Raw genomic sequence first — 18990 nt, forward strand, 5'->3', positions numbered from 1 at the left:
GCGTCAGGCGAAGAGGCGCTGAAGGCGCTGGACGCCCTCCAGCAGCTGGTCCTCGCCGAGCGCGTAGGACAAGCGCAGGTAGCCCGAGGGGCCGAACGCCTCACCCGGGACGACGGCGACCTCGGCGCGCTCGAGGATGAAGTCCGCCAGCTCGAGGGAGGTCTCGATGCGGACGCCGTCCCATTCGCGTCCGAGCAGGCCCGTCACGTCGGGGTAGACGTAGAAAGCACCGAGCGGGTTCGGGACGGTGACGCCCGGGATCTTCGCGAGTTCGGCGACGATCAGCCCGCGACGACGGTCGAACGCCTGTCGCATCTTCTCGGCCTCGTCCTGCGGCCCGGTGAGGGCGGCGAGGGCCGCGCGCTGCGCGATGTTGTTGACGTTGGAGGACAGGTGCGACTGCAGGTTGCCGGCGACCTTGATGGCGTCGGCGGGGCCGACCATCCAGCCCACGCGCCAGCCGGTCATGGCGTACGTCTTCGCGACGCCGTTGACGAGGATCGTCTGGCCGGCGAGCTCCGGTACGGCCTCGACGATCGATTGGGCCCGCGCGCCCTCGTAGACGAGGTTCTGGTAGATCTCGTCGCTGATCACCCAGATGCCGTGGGCGAGGGCCCACTCGCCGATGGCCTTCGTCTCGTCGGGGGTGTAGACCGCGCCGGTCGGGTTCGACGGCGAGACGAACACGAGCACCGTGGTCTTGTCGGTGCGAGCGGCCTCGAGCTGGTCGACGGTGACCTTGTACTCCTGGTCGGCGCCGGCGAACACCTCGACGGGCACGCCGTCGGCGAGGGCGATCGCCTCGGGGTAGGTGGTCCAGTAGGGCGCGGGGAGGAGGACCTCGTCGCCGGGGTTCACGACCGCCTGGAAGGCCTGGTAGACGGACTGCTTGCCGCCGTTGGTGACGATGACCTGCGACGGCGCGACCTCGAGCCCGGAGTCGCGGAAGGTCTTCGCCGCGATCGCCTCACGGAGCACCGGGAGGCCGGCGGCGGGCGTGTAGCGGAAGTTGGCGGGGTCGCGCAGGGCCTCGGCCGCGGCATCCACGACGAACTGCGGCGTCGCGAAGTCGGGCTCTCCGGCCGCGTACGAGATCACCGGGCGACCGGCGGCCTGCAGGGCCTTGGCCTTGGCATCGACCTTGAGGGTCGCGGACTCGGCGATGGCGCTGAGCTTTTCGGACACACGGAGTTTGCGGGAGACGGGGGCGCGTTCGGTCACCCTCCGAGCGTACCGTCGGGCATCGCTCGGGCGAGAGGTGTGACGCGGGTCAGCGCGTGGGGCGCGTGAGGATCTCGTTGCCCGATTCGAGGATCGCGACCGTGTGCTCGGTGTGCGCGGTGCGGCATCCCGTCGCGCTCCGGAGCGTCCAGCCGTCGTCGTCGACCTTCAGCTCGTCGGTGTCGACCATGACCCACGGCTCGATCGCGAGCATGAGGCCGGGGCGCAGGCGGTAGCCACGGCCCGCGCGGCCGATGTTCGACACGTGCGGATCCTGGTGCATCGTCGTACCGATGCCGTGCCCGCCGAACTCGGTGTTGACGGGGTAGCCCGCGGCGGTGAGGACGTCGCCGATCGCGGCCGAGATGTCGCCGATCCGGGCGCCGGGCTGCGCCGCCTCGATGCCGGCGGCCAGGGCCTCCTGGGTCGCCGTGATGAGCGGGTCGTTCTCGGCGTGGGCGCCGCCCCCGACGGTGAAGCTGATCGCGGCGTCCGCGGCCACGCCGCTCGTCTTGATCGCGAGGTCGAGGGTCAACAGGTCGCCCGCGACGACGCGCTGATCGCGCGGCCGACCGTGGAGGACGGCGTCGTTCACGGCCGTGCAGATGTAGTGGCCGAACGGGCCGCGACCGAACGACGGCGCGTAGTCGACGTAGCAGGATTCGGCACCCGCGCCGAGGATCATGTCCTTCGCCCACGCGTCGATCTCGAGGAGGTTCGTCCCCGGCTTCACGCGCTCCTTGATCCCGTGCAGGATGTCGCCGACGAGTCCACCCGTTGTGCGGGCGCGGTCGATCTGGTCGGGGGTGAGGATTTCGATCACGAGGCAGTCCGTTCGGTCATCAGGCGCAACGGACAATCATACGTCCGCATGCCTCGCCGTGGTCGGGAGCCGCTCGACGCCCATCTAGGCTCGTCGTGTGCTCGAGTGGATCCTGGCCGAATGGATGCAGATCGTCGGATTCGCGACGGGGGCCGCGTGCGTGTTCCTCGCCGCTCGCCGGAACATCTGGACCTACCCCCTCGGCATCGCCAACAACATCGTCTTCCTCGCCGTCTTCGTGCCGGCCGGGCTCTACGCCGCCGCAGCACTCCAGGTCGTCTACCTCGTGCTCGGGGTCCACGGCTGGGTGCGCTGGGGGCGCGGCGTCGAGCAGGACAAGGGCTACATCGCCCGCACGCCGCGCCGTGCCGTCCCCTGGCTCGTGGTCGCCGGCATCGGCGGGACGGCCGTGCTCGCCTGGTTCCTGGCGACCTTCACCGACTCGCAGGTGGCGGTGGCGGATGCCGCGACCACCGCGGCGAGCCTCGTCGCCCAGTACATGCTCAACCGCAAGTGGATCGAGAACTGGTTCGTCTGGATCGGGGTCGACATCGCCTTCGTCGCGCTGTCCATCGTGACCGGCCTGTGGATCGTCGCGGCCCTCTACGTCCTGTTCATCGGTCTGTGCGTCGGCGGCTACGCGGGCTGGCGGCGCGTCGAGCGGACGTCGGCCCCCGGCGAGGTCGCGGCCGCGCGTGTCTGACACGCGGTTCCGCCACGGCGTCGTGGTGGGGAAGTTCTACCCCCTGCACGCCGGGCACGCCCACCTCATCCGCTCCGCGGCGCGTCAGTGCGAACGGGTGACGGTCGAGGTCATCGCCGCGTCGGTCGAGTCGATCCCGCTCGCCGAGCGCGCGGCCTGGATCCGCGAGGAGCACCCGACCGTCCGTGTCGTCGACCACCTCGACGACACCCCCGTCGACTTCGCCTCCGACACCGCGTGGCAGGCGCACACCGCGACGATCGCGGGCCTGCTCGACAGCCCGGCGGATGCGGTCTTCACGTCCGACGCCTACGGCGAGGAGCTCGCCCGACGCCTCGGCGCGACCTGGGTGCAGGTCGACCCGGGGCGCATCCACAACCCCATCTCGGGAACGGCGATCCGCGCCGACATCGCTGCGCACTGGCACGAACTCGCCCCCGCGGCCCGGGCGTCGCTTGCGGCCCGCATCGTCGTGCTCGGTGCCGAGTCGACCGGTTCGACGACCCTCGCCGCGGCGCTCGCCGAAGAGCTCGGGACGACGTGGGTGCCCGAGTACGGCCGCGAGTACTCCGAGATCCGTGACGGCGGCCTCGACGCCCCGTGGCGGAGCGACGAGTTCGATCTCGTCGTCGACCGCCAGATGGCGATGGAGGATGCCGCGCTCCGCCGCGTCCCCACGCCGGTGCTCGTCTGCGACACCGACGTGCTCGCCACGGCGCTCTGGCATGAGCGCTACGTCGGGCGCCCGGCCCCCGGCATCCGTCGTCGTGCGGACGGCCATCGGCCGGCCCTGTACGTCCTCACGGGGGACGAGATCCCGTTCGTGCAGGACGGGATGCGCGACGGCGAGCACATCCGGCACGCCATGCAGCGCCGGTTCCGCGAGGTGCTCGCCGAGCAGTCGGCGCCGTGGCTGGAGGTGCGCGGATCGGTCGCCGAGCGGGTCGCCGCCGTCCTGCCGGCCGCGCGCGAGGCGATCGCGCGGGCCACGTCGTTCGCGGCTCCCCTCGAAGGACGCCCGCTCGCCGAGCAGGAGGCCCTCCGCGGGCGCACCACAGGCGACGCGTCCCGTTAGGCTGGCGCGATGGCGGACCGCTGGCACAAGCTCTCGGAATCACCCACGACGAGCGCAGCGGATGCCGGTGTCGCACCGCTCACCGCGGAGGATCTCTTCCGCGCACCCGGCCGCGCCGAGGCGCCCGCGCTCGATGAGAAGGCCCGTCGCGCCTACTACTGGATTGTCAACCGTGCCGTCATCTCGCCCTATTACGACATCGAGTTCTCCGACGGCGATCCGCTGACCTTCGGGGTGGGGGATGCCGGGGCGGAGATCTCTCTGCCGACCCAGCCGTCCTTCTCATCGAACGTCCTCCTCCCGCTCCTGTCGTTCGTCGTCGGTGGCAAGTGCCTGCTGATCGGCGGACCCGGCCGCGGCAAGACGACCGTCGCCGTCCTCATGGGCGTCCTCTCGGGGTCGACCGCCGAGGAGGTGCGCCGCGGCGTGCAGCAGGGGCAGCCGCAGCTCACGATCAGCGACCTCGTCGGCATCCCGCTGCCGCGCGACCTCGTGCAGGCGGGTTCACTCGCCGAGATCGGCATCGCGTGGCGCGAGTGGCTCACGCGCCCCGTGAAGATCGTCGACGAGTACAACCGCATCCCGACCAAGACCCAGTCCGCGCTCCTGACGATGGTCGCCGAGGGGTATGTCGAGAGCCACGACCAGATGCGGCGGACGGCGCCGGAGTCGGGCGTCGAGAGCTGGTTCTTCACCGCCAACGACGACGCCGGCGGCGGGACGTTCCCCGTCATCCAGGCGCTCCGCGACCGCATGGACGTCACCGTCCCGGCGGCGGGGTTCAACAGTCGGTTCTTCGACGAGCTCGTCGCCCGCGTCGAGGCGGGCGAGAAGCCGGAGGAGCACGTCCCCGACGAGCTCGTCTTCGACGGCGACGAGCAGCGTCGGATGCGCGACGAGGTGCGGGCGGTGCCCGTTCCCGACGCCGTGCGTCGCCGCCTGGAGTTCTTCTTCAGCCACTTCGAGTTCGTCCAGGGTGGCGGGCGGCGGTTCGAGTACCGGACGAAGGACACCGTCACGACGGCCGGCGGCCGGGTGCCCGAGGTCATCGAGTCGAACTCCGGCGCCGACCTCACCGCGGACCTCGGCGCCCAGACGATCAACGGGCCGTCGGTCCGGGCTCTCCAGACGCTCATCCTCTACGCGAAGGCGATGGCGTGGTTCCGCGGCCGGCCGACGGTCGAAATCGCCGACGTCGCCGCGATCCTGCCGTTCGTCCTGCGTGGCAAGCTGCTGCCGAACCCGACGCATCCGCGGTTCGACGTCGGCGCCGAACGCGAGCTCGCCACCGACCTGTCGAGCTGGCTGAGCGACATGTTCGCGGAGTCGTGCCGGCAGTACGAGGCGCTCGGCCGCGGGCAGGACGATCCGGTCCGGACGCTGCTGGCCGACCTCGACCGCGGGCTCGACGGCGTCAGCGCTGTGGACGCGTCGCGCCGCCTCACCGAGATCGAAGCGCGCATCCGCGCGATCGCGGCGACGGGCAAGGTCTACGGCCGCGACTTCGACGACCTCGTGACGCTCAAGTACCTCCACCAGCGCTACACGGCCTACCTGCGGTGGGCGGAGCGCCGCGCGTGATCCGGCGTCCCGGGCACCTCGCGGCTGCGCCCCCGTCCGCGCCGATGCCGCACGTCGAGGGCCTCGACGTCGATCTCGCCGCCCGGAACACGGCGGCAGCCGGGGGTGACCCCGCACGCTTCGCGGCGTCGTTCGCCGCCGGGTTCGCCGCGGCATCCGACGTCGACGCCGTCGACCTCGCCGGTGTCGCCGCCTGGCGAGCCGGTGCCCTCGCGTTCCGGGACGACGCCCTGCAGCGTGTCGCACGGCTGTCGCAGACGCATCCGGATGCCGCGGCCGCAGCCCTCGGGCTCGATTCCGCCGACCTCGACGCGTTCCTCGAGGCGCAGCGGGACGACCGGTTCTGGTGGCCGGGGCGGGCGGCATCCCGCGGCTACGTATGCGCCGTCGGCGGCTTCGCCGGCCTCGGCGGGGCGTGGATCGCACCGCCTGTCGAGGCGGCTCCGCTCGGCGACCCGGGAGCCTTCGGCGTCCGGACGGGCGAGCAGTGGTGGCGCCTCGACGCCGACGCGTGGGGATCGCGGCTGCGTGCTCTCGACGTCGCGCCCGAGGCGGCGGCCGGGGGAGCGGCGAGCATCGTGCTGTTCCCCGATTCCTACCTCGCCTGGGTCCACGTGCGGGATGCCGCGTGAGCGCCCCGGCGACGGTCGCGCTGGAGGGTGGGACGCGGGAGGCGTGGGAGAGCGCCCTCGGGCTCTGGGGTGTGCACCTGCGCGACGTGCGTCTCGCACCGGGTGAGGGCGCCGCGAAGGGCACCGCTGCCTGGTTCTCGTTCCCGCCGTCGGTGACCGTCGACCCCGACATGATCCGCACGTGGGGCGTCGGACACGAGGCCGAGAGCCTGTTCGCCCATGAGATCGGCCATCACGTCCTCGCCCCGGCCACCCGGATGGATTCGCTGAAGATCCGCCATCAGCTCGCCCGCGCACTCGCCGCCGCGGGGGCGGACCCGGTCACGGCGGACGACCTCGCGCTCCTGTCGAACCTCTGGACCGACCTGCTCGTCAACGCCCGGGTCGCGCTGCTGCAACGCCGCCGCGGCGACACGGAGCCGGTCGGGATCGTGCGACTCGTGCAGGCGACGCTCCCCGCGCCCGAAAGCGCCGATCGCCTCTGGTGGGTCTACCTGCGGACCTTCGAACTCGTCTGGGGCCTCCCCGCCGGGCGACTCTGCCCGCCCGCGCCGCCGGCTCCGGCCCCACCGGCTCTGCCGCGCGGACGCTCCGACGCACCGTGGGAGGAGATCCCCGAGAAGCACCGCGAGCAGGAACGCGCGCTCCGCGAAGCGCGTCGCGAGCGCGAGCGCATCGCCGCCGAGCTCACGGGAGCGATCACGACGCGTCCCGAGGCGGATGCCGACCAGCTCGCCGGCGTCGTGCGCTCCTTCGCGCACGATCCGGTGCTCGGGGCGATGCGGTTCGGGGTGCTCACGGCGCCCTACATCGTGGAGCGGCAGCGGTCGTCGCGACGGACACCGCCGGCCGGGCCGGGCCACGGCGAGGGCTGCGCCGCCGACGACGCGCCGGTGACCGCCGAGGAGCTCGGCCGCATCCTCTCCGACCGCCGGTTGCACGGCGGCATCCCGGCCCACCCCGGGTCGAGCGGTCCGGGCGCGATCGGCGAGGCCGGCGAGGGAACCGGCGTCGGCGACGGTAACGGCCAGGCGCTCGGGCTGGCCCGCACGCTCGCGCTGTACGGGGCGAGCGACCCGGACGAGGTCATGGCCGCCTGGTACCGCGCGGAGGCTGCCCCGTGGGTGCGACCGTTGACGCAGCGGATGCCAGCGGTCCCCGCTCCGGAGCTGCCGGGTCCGCTCGAGGTCTGGGAGACGGGCGACGACCTCGCCGACCTCGACCTGCCCGCGACCCTGCAGGCCGGGGCCACCGTCCTCCCCGGGGTCACGACGCGTCGGCGATCGTTCCTGCCCGACGAGCCGACGCCGCGTGAGGCGAGCATCGCGCTCGACGTCTTCATCGACTCGTCGGGCTCCATGCCGCGGCCGGGCCGCGGATCGTCGGCGGTCCTCGCCGGCATGATCGTCGCGCTGTCGGTGCTCCGCGGCGGGGGCCGCGTGCGCGTCACGAGCTTCTCGGGGCCGGGCCAGGTCGCCGGCTCCGAGGACTACCAGCGGACGGTCGGCGGCGTCGTCCGCGACCTCGCGTTCTTCTTCGGCGGCGGCACGACCTTCCCCCTCGACCTGCTCGAGCGTCGCTACGCCGGGCTCCGCCCACCCGCACCGGATGAGCGGCGGCACCTCCTCGTCCTCTCCGACGACGGTCTCGTGTCGATGTTCGGCGACGGCAATGCGGAGTACGCCGACGTCGCCGCGCGTGTGCGGCCGATGCTGACGACGGCGACCCTCCTGCTCTCGACGCGCTCGACGCGCGTCGATGCGCAGGCCGCGGCAGCCGGGTACGACGTCCTGCACGTCCAGACGATGGACGACGCACCCGCCGCGTGCGCCCGATTGGCGGAGGCGCTCCATGGCTGAGTCCGAAGAACTGCTGTCGGCGTGGTCGGCATCGGCCCCACCCGAGGACCGCGCGTGGGAGGCGACCGTTCCGGGTCCTTCTGTCGCTGCGGTCGCGGCACGGATGGCGAGCGTCCCGCGCTCCTTCCTCGATGCGCGCGTCTCGGTCGTCGCACTCGCCGGCGACGTGCTCCGTCCGCGGCTGCTCGCCACGGCCCACGAGGACGACGACAGGGTGCGCCGCGGGGCGGCGATCGGCCTCTGGCTCGTCGCGAGCGAGGACCTCGTCGAACCGTTCGCACCCTCGGTGGCCGCGGCTCCCGGCATCGGTCGCGCCGTCGACGCCCTCGCGCTCCGTCTCGCCCCGGTCGTCGACCCCTGGGAGTGGCTGTCGGACGACGAGCGCCGCGAGGAGGCGGTCCGCACGTTCCTCCTGTGGGCGGGACTGCGGCCCGCGGGCGAGGACGTCGCCACCGCCCGCAGCCTGCTCGAGGCACGCGATTCCCTGCGCCGGAACGCGGCGCTCGCGCAGGCGTACGCGGCGCACCGCCACCGCGACGAGATCGCCCGCCGGCTCGCCGAGGCGCGGGCGAAGGAGGCGGCCGCGAGGTACTCGAGTGAGTGATCCCGACGACTCACTCGCGCTCGCCGAATACGCCCCGGGCTCGGCGGCGGTCCTGACCGACGCGGAACGGTGGCCGACGATGGATGCCGCCGGTGCCGCACGCCTGCGCCGGTGGCGCCGGCATCCTGCCGCACCCGACTGGGTCCACGCGACCGGCGACCGGCTGACGGCCGAGATGGTCGAGCGCACCCGCCGGCCGCTGCCGACGGACGGCTGGCTCGAGGAGCACCTCGGGGCGGCGCGGAACCTGCTCGCGTACCGGGGACTCGGCGACCTCGCCGCGCTCACGGACTTCCCGCCGATCACGCGGCAGCACCTCGTCGACGACCTCGCCACGTTCGTCCCGCTCGACGCGGACCTCGACCGGATGCTGCACGGCACGAGCTCGGGGTCGACCGGCGCCGCCCTCCTCATCCCCGACGACGTCGAAGAGGTCGCCCGCGGCTTCCACCTCATGGTCTCGCTCGTCCGGGCGCAGGGGATCGACTGGTCTCCGGACGGCGAGCGGCTCGCCGTGGCATCCGTCGTCTTCCAGCGGCAGGCGTTCACGTACGTCTCGCTCGTGAGCGGGTTCGCGCACCGGGCGATGGCGCGTCTGAACCTCGACACCGGCGCGTGGCGGCGATCGGGCGACCGTGTCGCGTTCCTGCGCGACGCCGATCCCCAGGTGATCGCGGGGCACCCGACGAGCCTCGCCGAGTTGCTCCAGCCCGAGCTGCGGGGCGTCCTGCATCCGCTCGCGCTGTTCTCGGGCGCCATGGCGATCTCGGGGCCGCTCCGCGCCGACCTCGAAGAGGCCTACGGATGCCCCGTCTTCGACGTCTACGGTCTGCACGAGACCCGGCCGATCGCCGTCCGCACGGACGACGGACCGTTCCGTGTGCTCGACCGGCGCGTGCACGTCGAGGTCCTCGACGCAGAGGGAACCGTGGTGCCCGAGGGTGCGGTGGGGGAGATCACGGTGACGGCGGGGGAGAACCCGCTGCTGCCGCTCGTCCGCTACCGCACCGGTGACACCGGACGGCTTGTGCGCTTCGCCGACGGCGGGATCGGCATCGCGGACCTCGAGGGGCGGGAGAACACCGTGTTCCTCGCCACCGACGGCCGGCGGATCCCATGCGTCGACCTCACCCAGCAGTTGCAGACCCACGGGGCTCGGGGGTGGAGCATCGAGCAGGCGGCGGACGGGAGCATCGACGCGCGGATCGTCGGCGGCGACGCGGATGCCGTCGAGCGCGTCCTGTCGGCGCTGCTCGGTCGGGACGTCGACGTGCGGCGGTACGAGCGGCTCATCGAGCTCGGCGAGGGCAAGCCGCGGCGCTACCGCAGCGCCGCCGGCTGACCGGCCCGGGCGCTTCTCAGCCCACTCCACTACGGTGGATAGGTGAGTGACCCCCAGACCCCGACCGAATCCGCTGAAACCCCCGCCCTCCCCGGCTTCGATGAACTCGGTTTGACCGGTCCCGTCCTCGCCGCCATCAAGGACCTCGGCTACGAGACGCCCTCCGCGATCCAGGCCGCGACCATCCCCGTCCTCCTCGGCGGCCGCGACGTCGTCGGCATGGCGCAGACCGGTACCGGCAAGACCGCCGCATTCGCCCTTCCCATCATGGAGAACCTGGATCTGACCCAGAAGACTCCGCAGGCGCTCGTTCTCGCCCCTACCCGCGAGCTCGCGCTCCAGGTGTGCGAGGCGTTCGAGTCCTACGCCGCCCGCATGAAGGGCGTCCACGTCCTCCCCGTCTACGGCGGGCAGGGCTACGGCGTGCAGCTGTCGGCCCTCCGCCGCGGCGTGCACATCGTCGTCGGCACCCCCGGCCGCATCATGGACCACCTCGAGAAGGGCACCCTCGACCTCTCGCAGCTCAAGAACCTCGTCCTCGACGAGGCCGACGAGATGCTGAAGATGGGGTTCGCCGAGGACGTCGAGCAGATCCTGGCGAAGACGCCCGCCGAGAAGCAGGTCGCCCTGTTCTCCGCGACGATGCCGCCGTCGATCCGTCGTCTCGCGCAGCAGTACCTTCGCGACCCGGAGGAGATCACGGTCAAGACCAAGACCTCCACCAACACGAACATCACGCAGCGCTACCTGATCGTGTCGTACCAGCAGAAGGTCGACGCGCTCACCCGGATCCTCGAGGTCGAGGACTTCGACGGGATGATCATCTTCGTCCGCACGAAGAACGAGACCGAGACCCTGGCCGAGAAGCTCCGCGCCCGCGGATTCAGCGCCGCACCCATCAACGGCGACATCCCGCAGCCGCAGCGTGAGCGGTCGATCTCTCAGCTCAAGGACGGCAAGCTCGACATCCTCGTCGCGACCGACGTCGCCGCTCGTGGTCTCGACGTGGAGCGCATCAGCCACGTCGTGAACTTCGACATCCCGACCGACACCGAGTCGTACGTGCACCGTATCGGCCGCACCGGCCGTGCCGGCCGCAAGGGGGACGCGATCAGCTTCGTGACGCCCCGCGAGCGCTACCTGCTCGCGCACATCGAGCGCGCGACGCGTCAGGCGCCCACGCAGATGCACCTGCCGACCACCGAGGACATCAACTCGACGCGACTCGCCCGCTTCGACGACGCGATCACCGCCGCGCTCGCCGAGACCGACCGCATCACCGGGTTCCGCGACGTCATCGCGCACTACGTCCGCAACCACGACGTGCCCGAGCAGGATGTCGCCGCCGCCCTCGCCGTCGTGGCACAGGGCGAGACGCCGCTGCTCCTCGACCCCGCATCCGACCAGCTCGCGAAGACGCTGGCCGCCGACGCCGACCGTGGCAACCGCAGCAAGGACCGTCCGGCGCGCGAGCGTTCCGACGCTCCGCGCGAGCGTCGCGGCAAGGGCGACTTCACGACGTACCGCATCGCGGTCGGCCGTCGTCACCGTGTCGAGCCGCGTCAGATCGTCGGCGCGCTCGCGAACGAGGGCGGCCTCGGCCGTGACGACTTCGGCGCGATCACGATCCGGCCCGACTTCTCGCTCGTCGAGCTGCCGACGTCGATGGACTCGTCGGTCCTCGACCGTCTGAGCGGCACCCGCATCTCGGGCCAGCTCATCGAGATCCGCCCCGACCGCGGCCGTCCCGGTGGCGAGCGCCCGCAGCGCTCGTTCGACGACCGGCCGAAGCGCTCGTACGACGACCGCCCGGAGCGCAAGCCCCGCCACGGCCGCGACTGACGGCATCCGCCGCTGACCGTTCGCGGATGCAATGGATCGCGGGCGACGCGCCGTGCGCGGGCCGGATGCCGCGGCGTGTCGTGCCGAAACTATTGCATCCGCTGACGGCTCACCGGGCGCCCCACCTCAGCCGGCGTGGCTCCCGATGATCGCCGCGCGGATGCGGTCGATCGGGATCTTCGGCGTGCGGTCGTCGGTCACGAGGCCGTTCGTCTCCTGCAGGGTGTCGGCGAGCTGGGTGTAGCAGAAGCCCGCGAGTGCCTCGCTCGCATGGACGGCTGCCATGAGCCCCTCGAAGCGTTCCGCGAAGTCGTCGGGCGAGGTCGCGGAGGAGTAGCCCCAGGCACCCTCGGCCGCGGCGGTGTCGAACGAGATGCCGCCGAACTCGGTGAGCATGACGGGCGCATCCGACACGTCGCCGCCGAGGACCAGGTCGCGACCCGCCGGTCCGGTCGCGTCGATGAGGCGACGGATGCCGGCATCCGTCGCATACCGCTCCCGCACGACCTCGGGCCGCCACTCGTAGTCGTGGATCGCGACGATGTCGGTGTCGACCTGCTCCCAGCCGTCGTTCGACACGACGGGCCGGGTCGGGTCGAGGGCCTTCGTGAGCGCCACGAGAGCGCGGGCGAAGTGCTGCATCCGCGGATCCGTCGCGATGTGCTGCACACCCCAGCTCTCGTTGAGCGGCACCCACGTGACGATCGACGGGTGGGATGCGTCGCGGCGAACGACCTCGAGCCACTCGCGCGTCGTGCGCTCGATGGCGGTCTGCGTGAACGTGTAGGTGCCGGGCGCCTCGCCCCAAACGAGCAGACCCAGTTGGTCGGCGGCGAGGAGGAAGCGCGGATCCTCGAACTTCTGGTGCACCCGCGTCGCGTTGAAGCCCATCGACAGGATGAGCTCCGCCTCCTCTCGCAGGGCAGCCGCCGACGGTGCGGCCAGGTGCGACTCGGGCCAGTACCCCTGGTTGAGCACGGAGCGCACATAGTAGGGACGGTCGTTGAGCCAGAACCGTCCGCGCGCGACGTGAGCGGTGCGGATGCCGAGGTACGAGGCGACGACGTCGTCACCGACCCGCACCTCGGCGTCGATGAGGCGCGGATGCTCGGGCGACCACAGCAACTCCTCGTAGGCCTGGCCGTTGCGGAGCTCGGCGATGGGCAGGACGACGGTCGCCTCGTTCTCGGTGACGACGGCGCGGACCGTCGCGAGCGTACGTCCCGCGAACGAGAGGGAGATCGCGGCATCCGTCCCTGACCGGGGTCGAGCGGATAGTTCGAGGTCGACCGTGACGATCCCGGCGCGCGGGTCCGTCGTCCATCGGAGCCCGGTGACGTGGAGGGGTGGCACGCTCTCGAGCCACACCGGTTGCCAGATCCCGGTCGTCCGGTGGTACCAGATGACGTGGGGATCCTCGCGCCAGTCCTGCTTTCCGCGGGGCTGAGCGATGTCGAGCGGGTCGTCCTCGACGCGGACGACCACACGGGACCCCGAGCGTGCAGCGCGGGTCACATCGAGGACGAACGGCGTGTGACCTCCCTCGTGCGAACCGACGAGTGATCCGTCGACCCAGACGTCGCAGCGGTAGTCGACGGCTCCGAAGTGCAGGAGGAGGCGCCGGCCCGACTCGTGACCGGCGGCCCGCAGGTCGGCGTCGGTGAGGTCGCGGGAGTACCAGACGATCGGGTGCATCCCGGTGTCCCCGACGCCCGACGCGGACGACTCGGGCGGGAACGGGACGACGATGTCCCGTTGGGCGACCCCGGATGCCGGCCACCCAGAGGCGACGCCCCCGTCGGCGTCGTCGTGGGCGAAGGCCCACGAGCCGCTCAGGTCTGCCCATGTCGACCGGACGAGCTGGGGCCGGGGGTAGGTGCCGTCTTGCGTGCTGGCACGCACGGCGCCGCGGTCGTCATCGATCATGGCGTCCAGCATGCCTCATGCTGTGCAGCGCTGTAAACCTGGAAGGTTCGATGGGCCCGTTCAGGGTGCAGGGATCGACGGCGCGCTCTCGCGGATGGCGATCCGATGGGGGGCGATCTCATGCCGCCCTGCGCCGTCATACCCCGCGATCCGCTCTAGGAGAAGCTCCATGGCACGGGTGAACAGTGCATCGACGTCGGGACTGACGCTCGTCAGGCTCGGGAACGTGACGGCGCTGAGGCGTGTGTCGTCCCACCCGGTCACCGCCACGTCCTCCGGCACGCGGATCCCGCGCTCGTGCAAGGCTCGGAGGGTGCCCATCGCGGCGAGGTCGTCGCGGCACACGACCGCGTCGACATCCCACCCGTCGCTCAGTGCCTGACGCACCGCGGCCGCCGTGTCGGCGGCATCTATGGATGCTGTGGCCACGAGCATCCGCGGGTCGGCCCGGACGCCCGCCCCCGTCAGGGCTTCCTGGTATCCGAGGATGCGCTGGCGGGACGTCTCGCTGAGGGACGTCGTCTCGTGGCCGACGAAGCCGATCCGTCGCCTTCCTGAATCCAGCAGGTGTGTCGTGATCTCGCGCGCTGCGGCCACGTTGTCGATCATGACGTGGTCCATCGTCAGGGGCGCAGGCATCTCGCCGAGGAGCACGATGGGGATCTGCGAACGATGCTGGGCGATCTCGGAGGGGCTCATCTTCGACGGCTGGAAGAGCATGCCGTCGACGAGGCCCGCCTCGGAGCTCGCGATGAGGGCGCGCTCGCCCTCGATCGTGTCGTCGGTCTCTTCGAGGAGCACGCGGTAGTCGAAATCCCGGGCCCGTCGCGACGCCACGTGCGCGAGTTCGGCGAAATAGGGGATCGCGACATCGGCGAAGGCGACGGCGACGAAACCCGTTCGCCCGGTGGCCAAGCGTCGGGCGACGACGTTGGGCCGGTAGCCGAGTTCGTCGATCGCCCGCTGAACTCGCTCGCGCATCGCGGCCGAGACGTGTGGGTGGTTGCGGACGACGTTGGAAACGGTCTTCATCGACACGCCCGCCCGTTCTGCGACGTCCTGTAGGCGCGGTCCTCGCATGGAGATTCCCTTCAACGGCTCGCGGGCCACAGTACAGCGCTCGCCCGGTTCGCTCCGGCAGGCGGTGGCCGAGCCCGTTGACACCAAATTTCTAGCGCTGTAAGTTCGACGACACTCACACAGCGCGCCCGAGCTTCCGGGCGGGGAGTACTCAAAGGAGAGCAACCACATGACTACGCGACTTTCGCGGGGCCTCGGTCTCGGCGTCGCCTCGGCGCTCGTCGTCACACTCAGCGCCTGCGGGGCAACGAACTCCAGCGAGGGCGGGGTGTCGGGCGAGGACTACGACGGTCCCGCCGTCGAAGTCACCTTCTGGCACGGCTGGACGGGCGGCGCCGCGCCGACCATCGTCCCCAAGCTGATCGACAAGTTCAACGCCGAGCACGACAACATCAAGGTCAAGAACGTCCCCCAGGAATGGGCGGACATCAACTCGAAGATGCCGCTCGCGGTAAAAGCGGGCAAGGGGCCCGATGTCGCCGTCCTCCACGGCGACGACCTGGCGACGTACGCCGCGCAGAACCTGCTGCAGCCCGCCGACGAGATCATCGACGGGCTCGGTTACAGCGAGGGCGACTTCCCGCCCGACGTGTTCGGGATGGGGGACTTCCGCGACGCGCAGTACGCCGTGCCGTGGAGCGTCACGCCGCTCGGGATGTTCGCGAACAAGGACGTCATGAAGAAGGCCGACCTCACCGAGGTGCCGACGGACCGTCAGGGCTACCTCGACGCGCTCGAGAAGCTGAAGGCGGCCGGCGTCCAGGGCGAGTGGGTCGACGGCTACGTCTTCACGGGGACGTTCGAGTTCCAGAGCCTGCTCTGGCAGTTCGGCGGCGATCTGTACAACGACGACGTGACCGAGGCGACCTTCAACTCGGATGCCGGGGCCAAGGCGCTCACCTGGATGACCGACCTCGTCGACAAGGGCTACAGCCCGAAGAACGTCGCGCAGGACGGCAACATCAAGGCGCTCCTCGCCGGCGACACCGCCTTCAACTGGAACGGCGTGTGGCAGACCACCAACACCGCCTTCGGCGACCTCGATTGGGCAGCCGCCTCGGTGCCGCAGATCGGCGACGAGAAGGCCGTCTGGTCGAGCTCGACGCACTGGGTTTTCCCCGCGAACAAGGGACAGAGCGCTGACGAGACCTCGGCCGCCGCGACCTTCGTGAAGTGGATGAACGACAACTCGGCCGGCTGGGCGGAGACGGGCGAGCTCCCCGCGGCCAACACGGTCCGCGAGGACCCGGCCATCCTCGAGAAGTACCCCAACCTCGAGCCGTTCATGGAACAGCTCGATTACGCCCACTATGAGACCGTGTCGCCCGGCATCAACGAGGCCAACGCGCTCATCACCACCGCGATCAATGAGGCGCTGACCGGCAAGAAGACGCCGCAGGCTGCGCTCGACGATGCGAAGGCGAAGGCGGACGCGATCATCGAACAGAACCAGCAGAAGTATGGCGAGTGACCTCGCCGCCACGACGGCCGTCCCGGCCGACCGCATCGTCGGTCGGCCGGGCGGTCGTGGCCGTCGTCCGGCCGCGCGCCGTCGGCGCACCCTCATCGCTTACCTGTTCCTCGCACCGTTCCTGGCGTTGTTCGTCACGTTCGTCATCGTGCCGGCCGTGTTCGGCGTGTGGATCAGCCTCACCAACTGGTCCCCGTTCCGCGACAGTCAGGATTTCATCGGCCTGAAGAACTACCTCGACCTCTTCACCGCGGGCTCGACCACGTCGGCGGACTTCTGGAACTCGATGCGGGCGACGGGGCTGTTCGTCGTCCTGAGCGTCCCGTTCCTCGTGGTCGTGCCGCTGTTCATCGCCGTCCTCCTGAACCGCAAGCTGCGGGGAGCCACCTTCTTCCGAACCGTTTTCTTCGCGCCGTACGTGCTCGGTGTCGCGATCGTCGGCGTGATCTGGAGCTACGTCTTCGACACGCAGTCCGGCATCCTGAACCACCTGCTTGGGCTGTTCGGCCTGCCGAGCGACACTCCATGGGTGGTCGACACGCCCTGGGTGTGGGTCTCGCTGGTCGGTGTCACCGTCTGGTGGACCGCGGGGCTCAACACCGTCATCTTCCTGGCCGGTCTCAAGGGCATCAACACCGACCTCTATGAGGCCGCGGCGCTTGACGGCGCGGGAGCCGCCCGCACGTTCTTCAGTGTGACGCTGCCCGGACTGCGCCCAGTCATGATCTTTATCACGACGACGACGATCCTCGCCTCGGCGAACATGTTCGGACAGTCGTTCCTGTTGACGAACGGTGGTCCCGGCAACGAGACCCGCACCGCGATCATGTACATCGCCGACCAGGGCCTGTCCCAGAACAACATGGCGCCGGCCTCGGCGATGAGCTACGTGCTCTTCGCCTTCCTGGCGATCATCAGCGTCGTCAACTTCCGCCTGCAGCGCGAGCGCAGCGAGAAAGCCGCCTCATGACCGACACCGCCGTCCGTCCCGCCACGACGAAGCCGTCGCGCCCCGTGCGCCGCCGATCCCCCCGTCGAGCGGGGGACCTCACCGCATACGCCGTTCTCGGCGCCCTGGCGCTCGTCGTGATCTTCCCGCTCATCTGGATGCTGCTCACCTCGGTGAAGACCGACGCGGATGCCGTCCGCAACCCGTACGCCCTTCCTTCCCCGCCCTCGCTCGAGGCCTACCAGACGCTCCTGCTCAGCGGTCAGCAGCCGATCTTCCTCTGGCTTTGGAACAGCTTCGCCGCGGCGACGCTGCAGACCGTACTCATCCTGGTCACCGCGTCGATGGCCGCCTACGCCCTGGCCCGGCTCGATTTCGCCGGCCGGAACATCGTCTTCGGTCTCATCATCGCGACCTTGCTCGTGCCGCCGGTCGTCTTCCTGATCCCGAACTACCTGCTGGTCGAAAACTTCGGGTGGCTCGATTCGATCCTCGCGATCACGGTGCCGGGGGCGGCGAGCGCTTTCGGGGTCTTCTTCCTCCGCCAGTTCTTCCTCGGCATCCCTCCCGAGATCGAGGAGGCGGCCCGCATCGACGGTGCGGGGGACTTCCGAATCTTCTTCCAGGTCGCGCTCCCTCTCGCGCGGCCGGCTCTCGCGACCCTGGCCGTTCTCTCCTTCCTCGGCAACTGGAACGATTTCCTGTGGCCCGTGTACGTCCTGCTCTCGCCCGAGAACATGACGCTCCAGCCCGGACTCGCCATGCTTCAGGGCGCGTTCCGAACCCACTTCGGCATCGTCATGGCCGGCGCCGCGATCGCCTCGATTCCGGTCCTCATCCTCTTTGCTTTCGCACAGCGGCAGATCGTCGATTCGGTGGCCGGAGCGGCGGTGAAGGGATGAGACGCGCCCTAGAGCTGGCAGCGTTCACAATCGTGGGGGTGCTGGCGATGAGCGGTTGCGGCGCCGCGTCGCAGTCCGCGCCGGCGCCCTCCGCGGGCTCGGCATCCGGAACGGGTTTCGTGCTCGACGAGGATTTCCCCGATCCCGACGTGGTGTCGACCGATTCCGGGTACGCCGCGTTCGCCACCGGGAGCCACGGATTGAACATCCGCGTCGCAACGTCGGCCGACCTCGAGAGCTGGACGGTCGAACGGCGCGATGCGCTGCCGACGCTGCCGGCGTGGGCGTCACCCGGGCGGACCTGGGCGCCCGAGGTGACGGCTCTCGGTGAGGAGTACGTCATGTACGTCACCGCAGAGCACGCTGCGTCGGGTCGGCAGTGCATCGGCGTCGCCGTCGCGCCGTCGCTCGACGAGCCCTTCGTCCCGGCATCCGACGAGCCGCTCGTGTGTCCCGTCGAGGAGGGCGGCGCGATCGACGCCGCCACCTTCGACGACCCGGACGGCACCCGCTACCTGTTGTGGAAAACGGACGGAAACTGCTGCGCCCTCGACACACGGCTCATGATGGCCCCGTTGGCGGCCGACGGGCTGTCGCTGGCCGCCGCACCCGTCGCCCTCCTCGCGCAGGACCAGCCGTGGGAGGGGGCTCTCGTCGAAGCACCCACCCTGGTCGCCCGCGACGGGGGCTACGCCCTTCTCTACTCGGCGAACGACTACGGCGGCGACTCGTACGCCGTCGGTGCGGCCTGGTCGGACGAGCTCGAGGGCCCGTATCGGAAGCAGCCCGAGCCGATCCTGACGACCTCCGGCAGCGACGGAGCCTTCCGTGGCCCTGGAGGCCAGGACGTCGTGTCGACCGCCGACGGCGATGTGCTCGTCTTCCACGGCTGGGACGAGCAGTACATCTATCGAGGCCTGCACGTCGCGCCCATCCGCATCGCGTCCGGCGGGGTGGCCGTCGACCTCGGCTGACGGTCA

16 protein-coding genes are annotated in these 18990 nt (G+C 70.8%); 12 read left to right on the plus strand and 4 right to left on the minus strand.

What is annotated here, in order from left to right:
• Positions 1-3: 3 nt before the first annotated feature.
• Both Q9S78_RS05205 and map read right to left on the minus strand, forming a co-directional pair.
• Positions 4-1221: a pyridoxal phosphate-dependent aminotransferase gene (locus Q9S78_RS05205; RefSeq protein WP_311869278.1), complete on the minus strand. Its 1218-nt coding sequence runs from the start codon at positions 1219-1221 to the stop codon at positions 4-6.
• A gap of 49 nt (positions 1222-1270) precedes the next feature.
• On the minus strand, positions 1271-2044 hold the full coding sequence (gene map, locus Q9S78_RS05210) for a type I methionyl aminopeptidase (protein WP_020098103.1): 774 nt from the start codon (positions 2042-2044) through the stop codon (positions 1271-1273).
• A gap of 97 nt (positions 2045-2141) precedes the next feature.
• Between map and pnuC the strand changes: the two genes are divergently transcribed.
• Genes pnuC through Q9S78_RS05250 form a run of 8 tightly spaced genes read left to right on the plus strand, consistent with a single transcriptional unit; the run spans position 2142 to position 11682 of the window.
• Positions 2142-2747, plus strand: a complete 606-nt coding sequence (gene pnuC / locus Q9S78_RS05215; protein ID WP_018186930.1) for a nicotinamide riboside transporter PnuC — start codon at positions 2142-2144, stop codon at positions 2745-2747.
• Positions 2740-3822: an AAA family ATPase gene (locus Q9S78_RS05220; RefSeq protein ID WP_311869281.1), complete on the plus strand. Its 1083-nt coding sequence runs from the start codon at positions 2740-2742 to the stop codon at positions 3820-3822. Before pnuC ends, Q9S78_RS05220 begins: the two co-directional genes overlap by 8 nt.
• Before the next feature lie 9 nt (positions 3823-3831).
• Positions 3832-5403 (plus strand): AAA family ATPase, encoded by a 1572-nt coding sequence (locus Q9S78_RS05225; protein ID WP_020098106.1) that lies wholly within the window; start codon positions 3832-3834, stop codon positions 5401-5403.
• Complete coding sequence (locus Q9S78_RS05230; RefSeq protein WP_311869283.1) at positions 5400-6035, plus strand: potassium transporter Kef; 636 nt, start codon at positions 5400-5402, stop codon at positions 6033-6035. Before Q9S78_RS05225 ends, Q9S78_RS05230 begins: the two co-directional genes overlap by 4 nt.
• Positions 6032-7894: a VWA domain-containing protein gene (locus Q9S78_RS05235; RefSeq protein ID WP_311869285.1), complete on the plus strand. Its 1863-nt coding sequence runs from the start codon at positions 6032-6034 to the stop codon at positions 7892-7894. Before Q9S78_RS05230 ends, Q9S78_RS05235 begins: the two co-directional genes overlap by 4 nt.
• Positions 7887-8498, plus strand: coding sequence for a phosphohydrolase (locus Q9S78_RS05240; RefSeq protein WP_311869287.1), 612 nt, complete (start codon positions 7887-7889; stop codon positions 8496-8498). Before Q9S78_RS05235 ends, Q9S78_RS05240 begins: the two co-directional genes overlap by 8 nt.
• Positions 8491-9840, plus strand: coding sequence for an AMP-binding protein (locus Q9S78_RS05245; protein ID WP_311869289.1), 1350 nt, complete (start codon positions 8491-8493; stop codon positions 9838-9840). The genes Q9S78_RS05240 and Q9S78_RS05245 overlap by 8 nt, the downstream gene beginning before the upstream one ends.
• Before the next feature lie 42 nt (positions 9841-9882).
• Positions 9883-11682: a DEAD/DEAH box helicase gene (locus Q9S78_RS05250; protein ID WP_020098110.1), complete on the plus strand. Its 1800-nt coding sequence runs from the start codon at positions 9883-9885 to the stop codon at positions 11680-11682.
• A gap of 126 nt (positions 11683-11808) precedes the next feature.
• Here Q9S78_RS05250 and Q9S78_RS05255 read toward each other — a convergent pair whose 3' ends face one another.
• Together Q9S78_RS05255 and Q9S78_RS05260 are read right to left on the minus strand one after the other, a co-directional pair.
• Complete coding sequence (locus Q9S78_RS05255; RefSeq protein WP_311869292.1) at positions 11809-13620, minus strand: glycoside hydrolase family 2 protein; 1812 nt, start codon at positions 13618-13620, stop codon at positions 11809-11811.
• Positions 13621-13668: 48 nt separating this feature from the next.
• Complete coding sequence (locus tag Q9S78_RS05260; protein WP_311869295.1) at positions 13669-14688, minus strand: LacI family DNA-binding transcriptional regulator; 1020 nt, start codon at positions 14686-14688, stop codon at positions 13669-13671.
• Between the two features lie 169 nt (positions 14689-14857).
• Between Q9S78_RS05260 and Q9S78_RS05265 the strand changes: the two genes are divergently transcribed.
• Genes Q9S78_RS05265 through Q9S78_RS05280 form a run of 4 tightly spaced genes read left to right on the plus strand, consistent with a single transcriptional unit; the run spans position 14858 to position 18984 of the window.
• Positions 14858-16159 (plus strand): ABC transporter substrate-binding protein, encoded by a 1302-nt coding sequence (locus tag Q9S78_RS05265; protein WP_311869297.1) that lies wholly within the window; start codon positions 14858-14860, stop codon positions 16157-16159.
• Positions 16149-17129, plus strand: coding sequence for a carbohydrate ABC transporter permease (locus Q9S78_RS05270; RefSeq protein ID WP_018186941.1), 981 nt, complete (start codon positions 16149-16151; stop codon positions 17127-17129). Before Q9S78_RS05265 ends, Q9S78_RS05270 begins: the two co-directional genes overlap by 11 nt.
• A complete protein-coding gene (locus Q9S78_RS05275; protein ID WP_018186942.1) occupies positions 17126-18010 on the plus strand; it encodes a carbohydrate ABC transporter permease in 885 nt (294 codons plus the stop codon). Before Q9S78_RS05270 ends, Q9S78_RS05275 begins: the two co-directional genes overlap by 4 nt.
• Positions 18011-18057: 47 nt before the next feature.
• Positions 18058-18984, plus strand: coding sequence for a glycoside hydrolase family 43 protein (locus Q9S78_RS05280; RefSeq protein WP_311869688.1), 927 nt, complete (start codon positions 18058-18060; stop codon positions 18982-18984).
• Positions 18985-18990: the final 6 nt, after the last annotated feature.

It is taken from the genome of Microbacterium aquilitoris, assembly GCF_031932285.1.
Lineage (GTDB): Bacteria > Actinomycetota > Actinomycetes > Actinomycetales > Microbacteriaceae > Microbacterium > Microbacterium aquilitoris.

What these genes read in the sequence shown, in the direction of transcription:
- Q9S78_RS05275 (WP_018186942.1), top strand. Translation starts at nt 17,126, where the DNA reads ATGACCGACACCGCCGTCCGTCCCGCCACGACGAAGCCGTCGCGCCCC.
- Q9S78_RS05280 (WP_311869688.1), top strand. Translation starts at nt 18,058, where the DNA reads ATGAGCGGTTGCGGCGCCGCGTCGCAGTCCGCGCCGGCGCCCTCCGCG.
- Q9S78_RS05240 (WP_311869287.1), top strand. Translation starts at nt 7,887, where the DNA reads ATGGCTGAGTCCGAAGAACTGCTGTCGGCGTGGTCGGCATCGGCCCCA.
- Q9S78_RS05255 (WP_311869292.1), bottom strand. Translation starts at nt 13,620, where the DNA reads ATGCTGGACGCCATGATCGATGACGACCGCGGCGCCGTGCGTGCCAGC.
- Q9S78_RS05265 (WP_311869297.1), top strand. Translation starts at nt 14,858, where the DNA reads ATGACTACGCGACTTTCGCGGGGCCTCGGTCTCGGCGTCGCCTCGGCG.
- Q9S78_RS05260 (WP_311869295.1), bottom strand. Translation starts at nt 14,688, where the DNA reads ATGCGAGGACCGCGCCTACAGGACGTCGCAGAACGGGCGGGCGTGTCG.
- Q9S78_RS05270 (WP_018186941.1), top strand. Translation starts at nt 16,149, where the DNA reads ATGGCGAGTGACCTCGCCGCCACGACGGCCGTCCCGGCCGACCGCATC.
- Q9S78_RS05225 (WP_020098106.1), top strand. Translation starts at nt 3,832, where the DNA reads ATGGCGGACCGCTGGCACAAGCTCTCGGAATCACCCACGACGAGCGCA.